The sequence below is a fragment of the Mammaliicoccus sp. B-M6 genome (genome assembly GCF_022386965.1).
GTDB lineage: Bacteria > Bacillota > Bacilli > Staphylococcales > Staphylococcaceae > Mammaliicoccus > Mammaliicoccus sciuri_A.
Genome location: NZ_JAJNHJ010000001.1, coordinates 72624 through 85074, shown reverse-complemented (window position 1 = coordinate 85074; position 12451 = coordinate 72624). Strand labels below are relative to the sequence as shown.

The window sequence follows — 12451 nt, the reverse complement described above, 5'->3', positions numbered from 1 at the left end:
TTTATGATCGTTTTTTTATGCTTCACCGTAAACATCATCTACAATTTTCTTGAATGATTCATAAGATTGGTATTGTTTATCTAAATCATAAATATAGCTAACTGCCATAATTTCATCTACATTGTATTTGTTTTGGAAATCTATCAATTGTTGTTTTACAGTTTCTTCACTACCAATGAAAGATGTGTTTGTTTTAGATTGTGCCATATATTTTTCTTGTGGTGACCAAATGTTTTCAAGTTGATCAGTAGGTGGTTGTAATGGCATGCGCGCATTTCTTACTATGCTTAAGAACATTAAGTGCATAGTTGAAGATAAATAAGTCGCTTCTTCATCTGTTTCACCGACAATGACATTTAAACAAACGGTCATGTATGGTTCATCCAAATATTCAGATGGCTCAAATAAGTCTCTATATATTTCGATTGCTTGAGCCATTTGATCTGGTGCAAAGTGTGCTGCAAAGACGTAAGGTAAACCTAATCGAGCAGCTAAATGTGCAGAGTCCGTTGAAGATCCTAACACATAAATCGGAATGTTTGTATCTACACCTGGATATGGTCTTACATATGATTGTTGTTCTTCAGGACCAAAATATTGTAGTAATTGTTTAATATCGTCACCAAATGTATACACACCTTTATGTGAATCTCTTCTTAGTGCAGAAGCGGTCATCATATCTGTACCTGGTGCTCGTCCTAAGCCAAGATTCAATCTATTAGGAAACATTGTAGCCATTGTTCCAAATTGTTCAGCAACAATAAGTGGCGCATGATTAGGTAACATGATACCGCCAGAACCTACTTGAATAGACTCTGTATGTTCAAGTGTATGTTGAATGAGTAAAGCAGTTGCAGAACTTACTAAATTTGGTGCATTATGATGTTCTGCAATCCAGTAACGTTCATAGCCTAATTTTTCTACATTTTGTGCAAGTGATACCATATTCTTAATGGCATCTTGTTCCGTTTCACCTTTTCTAAGTGGAACTAGATTTAATGCAGAAACTGGGAATTTTGATTTCATTTTGTGACGCTCCTTACATAATTATATATTGGAAGTATATCAACTGTATTTATGTTGTACTATTTAATTGCTCAACAACATTTGACTAATATGTAACTAAAAGTTATAATTAATGCAAATTTACAGAGAGGTGGCATCAACAATAGGCATGGATATCCAATAATTTTTTGCGCTAATAGTAAATAACGTAAAAAACCATTGTGTTACGCAATGATGATTGGATAAGTATGTCTATAATATGATGTTGCCGTTACAAACTGAGAATAGTGTAATGGTGCGTCTTCATGTGTAATACATGGGTAGAGGAGGCTACATTATGCTATTTTTATTTGAAGAAAAGGCATTAGAAGTTGAACATAAAGTATTAATACCCAAGTTGACTTTTTCAATAGAGGACCATGAACATCTAGCAATCGTTGGTGTTAATGGTGTTGGAAAATCAACATTATTAAAAGTGATTCACCAAGATCAAACGGTTGATTCAGCGATGATGGAACAAGATTTAACACCTTATTATGATTGGACTGTTATGGATTATATAATTGAATCTTATCCTGAAATCGCAAAGGTTAGGTTGCAACTTAATCATACAGATATGATTAATAAATATATTGAATTAGATGGATACCTTATTGAAGGTGAAATCGTAACAGAAGCAAAAAAGCTCGGAATAAAAGAGGAACAACTAGAACAGAAAATTGCTACTTTAAGTGGTGGAGAACAGACAAAAGTATCATTTTTAAAAGTGAAAATGTCTAAGGCATCATTATTATTAATAGATGAACCAACAAATCATATGGATTTAGAAATGAAGGAATGGTTGACGAAGGCTTTTAAACAAGAACAACGAGCTATATTATTTGTCTCTCATGACCGAACATTCTTAAATGAAACGCCAGATGCTATTTTAGAATTGAGTCGTGATGGTGTTAAGAAATATATCGGTAAATACGACAAATACAAACAACAAAAAGATATTGAGCATGAAAGTTTAAAGCAACAGTATGAAAAGCAACAAAAAGAACAAGCAGCTATTGAAGAAACAATCAAAAAATATAAAGCATGGTATCAAAAAGCAGAACAAAGTGCTTCTGTGAGAAGTCCATATCAACAAAAACAATTAAGTAAGTTAGCGAAACGGTTTAAATCAAAAGAACAACAATTAAATCGTAAACTTGATCAAGAGCATATCGCTAATCCAAATAAAAAAGAGAAAGCTTTCTCAATACAACATCATGATTTTAAATCAAATTATTTAGTTCAATTTAATCATGTTTCGTTTGCTTATGAGAATAGAAAGATATTTGATGATGTTTCATTCTATATTAAGCGAAATCAAAATGTGATTATAGAAGGCAGAAATGGTACAGGTAAATCAACTTTAATCAAATTGATACTCGGCGAACTCGAGCCGACTAAAGGTGATATAACTGTTCATCCAGAATTAGAAATTGGATATTTCTCTCAAGATTTTGAGAACTTAAATATGCACCATACTGTTTTAGATGAAATATTAGAAATCCCTGAAATGAAAGAAGCTGATGCAAGAACCATACTAGCAAGCTTTTATTTTGATAAAGATAGAATAAATGATGTCGTTGAAACACTGTCGATGGGTGAAAAATGTAGGTTACAATTTGTGAAATTATATTTTTCAAATCCTCATATTATGATTTTAGATGAGCCGACAAATTATTTTGATATTGGCATGCAAGAAAAAATCATTCAATTAATACAATCATTTCAAGGTTCGGTCCTTATTGTATCTCATGATGATTATTTTAAATCACAAATTAAAGATCAAATATGGACGATAAAAAATTATCAAATGACGCATGAAAATGTTCAAGTTAAAGATCCAATTAATACAGAATCTATGAAACATCAATTAAAAGAATTAGAACAATACACAGATGAAAGAAATCGTGAAACAGAGTTCTAGTCTTTTCATAAAAATGGTGCTAGAATAGGTACATTGAAAACTAAGAAAGGACGTTCAACATGAAAGTATATGCAGATTATGCAGCAACTACTCCAGTTAAGCCCGTTGTAACTGAAAAAATAACAGAAATATTATCTGAACACTTTGGAAACCCGTCATCTATTCATTCAATAGGGAGAGACGGCAGAAAGTATTTAGATCAATCAAGACGAGAGATTGCTACATTATTAGGTGCAAAGCCTCAAGAAGTTATTTTTACAAGTGGGGCAACGGAGTCTAATAATACAGCAATAAAAGGTATAGCACGAAAACGAAAACATATAGGTCAACATATTATAACGAGTAGATTAGAGCATCATTCTGTACTGCATGTCTTTGAAGAACTTGAACGTGAAGGTTTCGATGTTTCGTATATAGATGTAAATTCAGAAGGTATTGTCGATATAGATGCTTTGAGACAAGCAATCCGACCTGATACAACATTAGTGTCAATTATGTTAGTGAATAATGAAGTCGGCACAGTTCAACCTATGTATGATATTGCAGAAGTCATAGAGAATACGGATATCGTATTTCATGTTGATGCTGTTCAAGCTATCGGTCATATGCCAATTGAATTTGATGAAATGCCAGTTGATATGTTAAGCATAACTGCGCATAAATTTGGCGGACCAAAAGGAATAGGTGCATTGTTGGTAAAACAGGGTGTTCAGTTCGAAACGTTTATACAAGGTGGCGAACAAGAAGTAAAGCGAAGAGCAGGTACAGAGAATGTTCCATATATATGTGGTATGGCAACAGCGCTGAAAGACGCTTATGAACATATGGATGAAAGTAATATCCATTTAATGAACTTAAAAGAAAAGCTCATTGTAGGTTTACAACAACGTGCAATTCCGTTTGAATTGAATGGTAGTATGACAGATACAACTGGTCATATCACAAATTTATATTTCCCATTTATTGAAGTTGAAACGATGTTAACGTTACTAGATATGGCAAATATATATGTTTCGAGTGGATCTGCATGCACAGCCGGTTCAACATTACCATCTCACGTTCTAGAAGCGATGTTCGGTGAAGATAATAGAGTGAAACAATCAGTAAGATTTAGTTTCAGTTCATTAACAACTGAAGAAGAAATTAATTATATCGTAAGTACGATAATGAAAATATATCAACAATTTAAGGAGGAAGAAAATGAATAATCAATCTACCCGCGTTGTCGTTGGGATGAGCGGGGGCGTAGATAGCTCGGTAACTGCACATATACTAAAAGAACAAGGTTATGATGTAGTTGGTATTTTTATGAAAAATTGGGATGACACAGACGAAAATGGTGTATGTACAGCTACTGAAGACTATAATGATGTCATTGAAGTATGTAACCAATTAGATATACCTTATTATGCAGTTAACTTTGAACAAGAATATTGGGACAAAGTATTTACGTATTTCTTAGACGAATATAAAAAAGGTAGAACGCCTAACCCAGATGTAATGTGTAATAAAGAAATTAAATTTAAAGCATTTTTAAATCATGCGCTTAAACTTGGTGCGGACTATGTTGCTACAGGTCATTACGCACGTGTTAATCGTGATGGTGATAAAGTAGAAATGCTACGTGGTGTAGATAACAACAAAGATCAAACTTATTTCTTAAATCAACTTACAAAAGATCAATTATCTAAAGTGATGTTCCCAATTGGTGAATTAGAAAAAAGTGAAGTAAGAAAAATTGCTGAAGAACAAAACTTAGCAACTGCTAAAAAGAAAGACTCTACTGGTATCTGTTTTATTGGTGAGAAAAACTTTAAAACATTCTTATCTCAATATTTACCTGCACAAAACGGTAAAATGCAAACATTAGACGGTGTTGACATGGGTGAACATAGTGGCTTAATGTATTACACTATTGGCCAAAGACACGGTCTTGGTATAGGTGGAGACGGAGATCCTTGGTTTGTAGTCGATAAAAATTTAAAAGAAAACATTCTATATGTTGAACAAGGTTTCCATCATGAAGCATTATATAGTGACTATTTAATCGCTTCTGATATTTCATTTGTGAATGATCTTGATTTTTCACAACCGGTTAAATGTTCAGCAAAATTCAGATATAGACAAAAAGATACACAAGTAACTGTAGAAAAAATTTCTGACAATCAAATTAAAGTGATATTTGACGAACCAGTGCGTGCAATTACACCTGGTCAAGCTGTCGTATTATATGACGGTGATGTTTGTTTAGGTGGCGCAACAATCGATGAAGTTTATAAAACAGAAAAGCAATTAGATTATATGGTATAAAATATATAGACTGAGATAAATTTATGTCTCAGTCTATTTTTATTTTTGTTATAATAGCAAGTAATGATATTTAAAGGAGTCACAACATGCATAGTGAAGAACAAATTGTTAAATTAATTCAAAATAAAAAATTCGACGAAGCATTGTCGCATTTATTTGAAAATATAGAAGAAGATCCAAAAGAAGTAACCAATTATATCAATGCAGGGACAATATTAGCAGAAGCAAATGATATTGAAAGAGCTGAAAAATTCTTTCAAAAAGCTATCACTGTAAACGAAAGTCACGGTGGTGCTTATTATAGTCTTGCAAATTTATACTACAACCAGCAGCGATTTGAAGAAGCGATTAAGTTATATCAACATGCGATTAAAAGAGGGCTTAATGATGCAGATACTAACTTTATGTTAGGAATGAGTTTCAACGAATTAGGTGCACATACTGAAGCTATGCCGTATGTAATGAGAGCTCACGAGCTAAATGAAGATGATGTAGAAATTGGTTTCCAATACGGATTAACTTTATGCCAATTAGAAATGTTCGATGAGGCCATAGTGCAACTAGAAAAAGTATTAGAAAAAGATTCTGAACATGTAGATGCATTATACAATTTAGGTTTGGCTAAATATATGAAAAACGAAAACGCTGAAGAAGCACTTGTTTATTTTAGAAAAGCAGTCGACATCCAACCAGATCATTTATTAAGTGGTCATGCTATTAACATGTTTGAACAATTATTAGAAGAGGAGGACTAACATTGGAAAACTTATCTTTATTTGATCTTTCACATGTAAAAGGTGAAGTTATTAGAATTCTTTTTCAAAACAGTGATAACTATTATACCGTTATTAAAGTCGATGTGATGGATTCAAATGAAGATTTTGATCAAGAAGTCACAATTGTTGGTTACTTACCTCAAATAGTTGAAGGAGAAACGTACCTTTTCAAAGGTAAAGTAACAAACCATCCGAAATACGGTAAACAACTACAAGCTGAAACATTTGAAAAAGAATTACCACAAACAAAACAAGGTGTTATTCATTACTTATCAAGTGATTTATTTAAAGGTATTGGTAAGAAAACAGCAGAAACTATTGTGGACAAACTAGGTGAAGATGCACTTCAGAAAATAATAGATGACCCCGATGTTCTTAAAGAAATACCTAAACTCAACAAACAAAAAAGAGATACGATTGCAGAATCCATACGTGAGAATCAAGCCATTGAACGCATTATGATTAAACTTAATGAACTTGGGTTCGGACCTAAACTCGCGATGGCTATTTATCAATTTTATAAAGAAGAAACACTTAATATTATTAAACAATCTCCTTATCGTTTAGTGATGGATATAAATGGTATCGGGTTTCAAAGAGCTGATCAAATAGCTGAACAAGTTGGGATTTCTAAAGATCATCATGATCGACTTGTAGCGGGTGTAAGTTACTTTTTAGACCAGCAATCATTACAGAATGGTCACACATTTTTACCTGTTGATATTTTGGTTAACGGGGCGTATGAATTGTTAAATCATAATCAACCTGAAGTTGTAACTAAAGATCAAATAAATGGTGTCATTATCGAAATGAGTGAAGAAAATAAACTTATTATCGAAAATGATAATTGTTTTTTACCTTCACTTTATTATTCAGAAGCAAAAAGTGTGCAAATTATTCATAGACTTTATCAACATCAAGATGAACTTAAAGAAATTGAGAAAAGTGATCTTCAATTACACATTGGTCAAATTGAAGATATGAATGATGTTTCATATGCAGATGGTCAAAAATTAGCGTTAGAAACAGCCATTAATCATAAAATGATGCTTTTAACAGGTGGACCCGGAACAGGTAAGACAACAGTTATTCGAGGCATTTGTGAGTTGTATTCTGAAATACATGGTGTAAGTTTGAATTATGATGATTATCAAGAGGGAACAGACTTTCCAATTGTGTTAGCAGCACCGACTGGCCGTGCCGCTAAACGATTAAGTGAATCAACTGGACTAGAAGCGATGACAATTCATAGATTAATTGGATGGAGTAAAGATACGCAACCAGATGATGTGTTAGATAATGATATTCACGCCCATTTAATTATTCTAGATGAAATGTCTATGGTAGATACATGGTTAATGTACCAATTTTTAAGAGCAGTCCCTGATTATGCCCAAATCATATTTGTAGGTGATGAAGATCAATTACCATCAGTTGGTCCGGGTCAGATTTTTAAAGATTTAATTGATTCTAAAGTCATACCGAGAGTGAACTTAACAGAAGTTTATAGACAACAAGAAGGATCATCCATCATAGACTTGGCGCATAAAATAAAAAATGGATTGCCTGTTTCAATTAATGAAAAACATCACGACCGTTCATTTATTCCGTGCAGTAGTAATCAAATTGCGACAGTTGTAGAAAAGGTCGTTCAAGGTGCTGTTAATAAAGGATATAATATGCAAGATATTCAAGTGCTAGCCCCAATATACCGTGGACCAGCTGGTATTAATAAATTAAATGAATTATTGCAAGATATATTAAATCCGAAAGATGAAGATACAAGATTCCTTCAATATGGTGATATTGAATATCGTGAAAATGATAAAGTACTACAACTTATTAATCGACCAGATGATAATGTATTTAATGGTGATATTGGTGTAGTGACGGGTGTTTATAAAGCAGAAGAAAATGCACTCGGTAAAGATGTCGTCATTGTGGATTATGAAGGGAATGACATAACATACACTAAACAAGATTTATCAGAAATTACACATGCTTATTGTTGTTCAATTCATAAATCCCAAGGGTCGGAATTCCCTATAGTCATTATGCCTATCGTCAGACAATACTTTAGAATGTTACAAAAAAACATTCTATATACTGGACTTACACGTGCGAAACAGTCGCTTGTTGTGTGTGGTGAAGAGCAAGCCTTTAATCAAGGTATTCAAACGCTAGGTCATGAGAGAATGACTTCGTTTGATACGAAATTAAAAATGTATTTCGATACTGATGTTGAAGAAGATACGGAGTCTGAAACAGAATCTATTCAAACGAAACATATTATTTTAACTGAAGATAATATGTTTGAAATAGATCCGATGATTAATATGAATGATAAAACACCATATGATTTTATGAAATAATTGACATCTAAAAATCGAGTGATTATAATCAAATAGAATACAAAAAAGAAATCGAGTAAATAATTGATTGTTTAAGAGACATGTTGGTTGGTGAGAAACATGACAATGATTATTGAACGCTACTTCTTTTATAAAAGTTTAATAAACTTAAAGTGATGACTTATAGTCATAACTAGGGTGGTACCGCGATACGTTCGTCCCTTTTTTAGGGGATGGACGTTTTTTTTTATTTTAATTGAGGAGTGAAGACAATGAAAAAATTAAAAGCTAGTGAAATCAGACAAATGTATATTGACTTTTTTGTTGAAAAAGGACATATGGTAGAACCATCTGCACCTTTAGTGCCTATTGATGACGATACTTTATTATGGATAAACTCAGGTGTTGCGACATTAAAAAAATATTTTGATGGTCGAGAAATCCCTAAAAATCCTAAAATTGTAAATGCTCAAAAAGCAATTAGAACAAATGATATTGAAAATGTTGGTTTTACTGCAAGACACCATACATTCTTTGAAATGTTAGGAAACTTTTCAATTGGTGATTACTTTAAACGTGAAGCAATTGAATATGCTTGGGAATTTTTAACGAGTGATAAATGGATGGCAATGGATCCAGAAAAATTATATGTAACGATTCATCCGGAAGATACAGAAGCATATGATTTATGGCATGATTTAATTGGACTTGAAGAAAGTAGAATTATTAGAATTGAAGGTAACTTCTGGGACATCGGTGAAGGACCATCTGGACCTAACACTGAAATATTCTATGACAGAGGCGACACATACGGGAAAGAAGATCCAGCTGAAGAAATGTATCCAGGTGGAGAAAATGAACGTTATTTAGAAGTTTGGAATTTAGTGTTTAGTGAATTTAATCATAATGCTGACCATACTTATACGCCACTTCCAAATCAAAATATTGATACAGGTATGGGTCTTGAGCGTATGACATCTATTTCTCAAGATGTACCAACGAACTATGATACAGACTTATTTATTCCAATTATTGAACAAGTCGAAGCGGTTAGTGGATTAAAATACTTAGAGAATAAAGAACAAGATATCGCATTTAAAGTTATTTCAGACCATATTAGAACGATCAGTTTTGCGATTGGTGACGGTGCGTTACCTGCAAATGAAGGTAGAGGATACGTATTAAGAAGATTACTAAGAAGAGCTGTTCGTTTCAGTCAATCACTTAATATTAACGAGCCATTCTTATATAAATTAGTTGATATCGTAGCAGATATTATGGAACCGTATTATCCAAATGTTAAAGCGCAAAGTGACTTCATTAAAAAAGTTGTGAAATCTGAAGAAGAACGTTTCCATGAAACACTTGAAGAAGGTTTAGCAATTTTAAACACAATGATGGCATCAGCTAAGCAACAAGGTAATGTATTATCAGGATCAGATGCATTTAAATTATATGATACGTATGGTTTCCCAATCGAGTTAACTGAAGAAATCACTGCACAAGAAGGCATTTCAATAGACAATGAAGGTTTTGAAAATGAGATGCATCAACAACGTGAAAGAGCGAGAGCTGCACGTCAAAAGACGCAATCAATGCAAGTTCAAAATGAAGTACTTGGTAGCATCAACACGCCAAGTAAATTCGTTGGATATGACGTAACAGAAACACAAACAGAAATTACAGATATTATATTTAATGGGGAATTAGTTGATGAAGTAGAAAGTGGAGAAAACATCCAATTTATTTTAAGAGAAACACCATTTTATGCAGTATCAGGTGGTCAAGTAGCGGATAAAGGTATTATTCGTCATAATCAATTTGAAATTGAAGTGACAGAAGTTATAAAAGCACCTAATGGTCAAAATTTACATGCAGGACATGTAACATTTGGACAAGTTCATGTTGGTGAAACTGTAGAAGCTATTGTTAATAAAGATGATCGTAAATCAATTATCAAAAACCACTCAGCAACTCACTTATTACATGCAGCTTTAAAAGAAGTTTTAGGTACGCATGTTAATCAAGCGGGTTCATTAGTTGAAAGTGATAGATTACGATTTGACTTCTCACACTTTGGCCAAGTTACACAAGAAGAATTAGAAACTATCGAAAAAATTGTTAACGAAAAAATTTGGCAAAATATTCCTGTAGTTATTGAAGAAATGCCAATAGAACAAGCTAAAGAAAAAGGCGCTATGGCACTATTCGGAGAAAAATATGGTGATGTTGTAAGAGTTGTTGAAATGTCATCATACTCAATTGAGTTATGTGGTGGTATACACGTACGTAACACAAGTGAAATTGGTATCTTCAAAATTGTTTCAGAATCAGGTACAGGTGCAGGTGTTCGAAGAATCGAAGCTGTAACAGGTAGAAAAGCATATGAAACATTAAAAGAAACAGAAACAATCCTTAAAGATGTTATGCAACATGTCAAAATTAAAGACCAAGCAAGAACAATTGAAAAAATCGAACAAATTCAACAACATAATAAAGACTTAGAAAAAGAAGTTCAACAAAAGAACAAAACAATTACAGAATTAAAATCAGGCAATATTGAAGACAGTGTTGAAGAAATTAATGGCATTAAAGTACTTTCACAATTAGTTGAAGCTGAAAATTCAAAAGTATTAAGATCAATCATGGATGATTATAAATCTAAAATGCAAGATACAGTTCTATTATTAGCAAGTGTCAATGGAGATAAAGTTTCACTTGTTTCTTCAGTACCAAAAGATTTAACGGATAAAGTTAAAGCTGGTGACATTATTAGAGAAGCTGCTCAAATTACAAACGGTAAAGGTGGCGGTCGCCCTGATATGGCTCAAGGTGGCGGAACAGATCCTTCTAAAGTAACAGAAGCATTACAGTTTGTTAAAGACTACATTAAAACGCTATAATTTTACGTGTAATTAGAATATGATATAATTAATATTAAGTTAATGGAGTTAGGGAGTGTAAATAAAGATGAATAATTTTGATAAAACTATGAAATTTAACTATGATGATTTTCCAAAAGAAAATGTCAAAACAGTACTACAAAATGTTTATCGAACTTTAGAAGAAAGAGGCTATAATCCAGTAAATCAAATAGTCGGTTATTTACTTTCTGGCGATCCAGCTTATATACCTAGACACAACGAAGCAAGAAATCAAATAAGACGTTTAGATAGAGATGATATTATGGAAGAGCTTGTATCACACTATTTAAAGCAAGAAAATGAATTCAATGCTTAAAAACAGGATAATAGGTTTAGACGTCGGTAGTAAAACAATAGGTGTAGCTGTAAGTGATGCGATGGGTTGGACAGCTCAAGGTATAGATACACTCCGCATTAACGAAGAAAACGAAGATTTTGGAATTGACCAACTTATAAAAATCATTGATGAATATGATGTTGATACTGTCATTATAGGATTGCCAAAAAATATGAACAATTCTATTGGTCCTCGCGGAGAGGCATCCATTCAATTCAAAGATTTACTTCAACAAGAAAGACCAGAATTAAAAATGGTAATGTGGGATGAAAGACTAAGCACAGTTGGTGCTGAACGCACATTATTAGAAGCAGATGTTTCTCGAAAGAAAAGAAAAAAAGTAATAGACAAAATGGCAGCTGTATTTATATTACAAGGTTACCTAGATTCTATTAAATAATTGATGAGGAGAATGAATAATGACTAAACATAATCACGAAGGACATTTAGAAATTAACAATGAGGAAGAATTATTAACATTAATAGACGAAAATAATAACGAAGTCTTATACCGTAAAGTATTAGAATTCTATCACCCAGAATTCAAGAAAGAATACATCATCTTAGCTGAAGAAGGTACAGCGGATGATGAAGAAATTGAATTAATCCCAATGATTAATGAAGCAAATGACGACGGTGAAGGTGGTAAATTATTACCAGTTGAAACTGACGAAGAGTGGGATATGATTGAAGAAATCGTTAATACTGAAATGGACGATGTTTAAAATTTAATATGTAATAGTACACTTTACCCCTAATGTGATATAATCATTAGGGGTATTTAT

At 32.7% G+C, this 12451-nt stretch carries 10 protein-coding genes and 1 other annotated feature; of the genes, 9 read left to right on the top strand and 1 reads right to left on the bottom strand.

The window, feature by feature from the left end:
• Window positions 1–15: 15 nt before the first annotated feature.
• Window positions 16–1026, bottom strand: a complete 1011-nt coding sequence (locus tag LQ693_RS00460; RefSeq protein WP_025904246.1) for an LLM class flavin-dependent oxidoreductase — start codon at window positions 1024–1026, stop codon at window positions 16–18.
• Between the two features lie 316 nt (window positions 1027–1342).
• On the opposite strand from LQ693_RS00460, the gene sal(A) reads away from it, so the two are divergent.
• The 9 genes from sal(A) to LQ693_RS00415 all read left to right on the top strand — a co-directional run bounded on the left by sal(A) (window position 1343) and on the right by LQ693_RS00415 (window position 12391).
• Window positions 1343–2968, top strand: a complete 1626-nt coding sequence (gene sal(A) / locus LQ693_RS00455) for an ABC-F type ribosomal protection protein Sal(A) (RefSeq protein ID WP_103360768.1) — start codon at window positions 1343–1345, stop codon at window positions 2966–2968.
• 59 nt (window positions 2969–3027) lie between these two features.
• Entirely contained in the window at window positions 3028–4176 is a 1149-nt protein-coding gene (locus LQ693_RS00450; protein ID WP_103360767.1) for a cysteine desulfurase family protein, read from the top strand.
• Window positions 4169–5278, top strand: a complete 1110-nt coding sequence (gene mnmA, locus LQ693_RS00445) for a tRNA 2-thiouridine(34) synthase MnmA (protein WP_239743600.1) — start codon at window positions 4169–4171, stop codon at window positions 5276–5278. Before LQ693_RS00450 ends, mnmA begins: the two co-directional genes overlap by 8 nt.
• Before the next feature lie 86 nt (window positions 5279–5364).
• The gene (locus LQ693_RS00440; protein WP_103360765.1) at window positions 5365–6033 is read left to right on the top strand and encodes a tetratricopeptide repeat protein; all 669 of its coding nucleotides are present in this window, start codon (window positions 5365–5367) and stop codon (window positions 6031–6033) included.
• A 2-nt stretch (window positions 6034–6035) separates the two neighbouring features.
• Window positions 6036–8426, top strand: a complete 2391-nt coding sequence (gene recD2, locus LQ693_RS00435) for an SF1B family DNA helicase RecD2 (protein WP_025904241.1) — start codon at window positions 6036–6038, stop codon at window positions 8424–8426.
• Window positions 8427–8465: 39 nt separating this feature from the next.
• Window positions 8466–8631 (top strand) — a binding site (T-box leader).
• Window positions 8632–8677: 46 nt separating this feature from the next.
• On the top strand, window positions 8678–11308 hold the full coding sequence (gene alaS / locus LQ693_RS00430) for an alanine--tRNA ligase (RefSeq protein ID WP_107565634.1): 2631 nt from the start codon (window positions 8678–8680) through the stop codon (window positions 11306–11308).
• Between the two features lie 67 nt (window positions 11309–11375).
• On the top strand, window positions 11376–11645 hold the full coding sequence (locus LQ693_RS00425) for an IreB family regulatory phosphoprotein (protein ID WP_037588397.1): 270 nt from the start codon (window positions 11376–11378) through the stop codon (window positions 11643–11645).
• The gene (gene ruvX / locus LQ693_RS00420; protein ID WP_025904238.1) at window positions 11638–12066 is read left to right on the top strand and encodes a Holliday junction resolvase RuvX; all 429 of its coding nucleotides are present in this window, start codon (window positions 11638–11640) and stop codon (window positions 12064–12066) included. Before LQ693_RS00425 ends, ruvX begins: the two co-directional genes overlap by 8 nt.
• Before the next feature lie 19 nt (window positions 12067–12085).
• Window positions 12086–12391 carry a DUF1292 domain-containing protein gene (locus LQ693_RS00415; protein ID WP_119594419.1) on the top strand — a complete coding sequence of 102 codons (306 nt, stop codon included), beginning with the start codon at window positions 12086–12088 and terminating at the stop codon, window positions 12389–12391.
• Window positions 12392–12451: the final 60 nt, after the last annotated feature.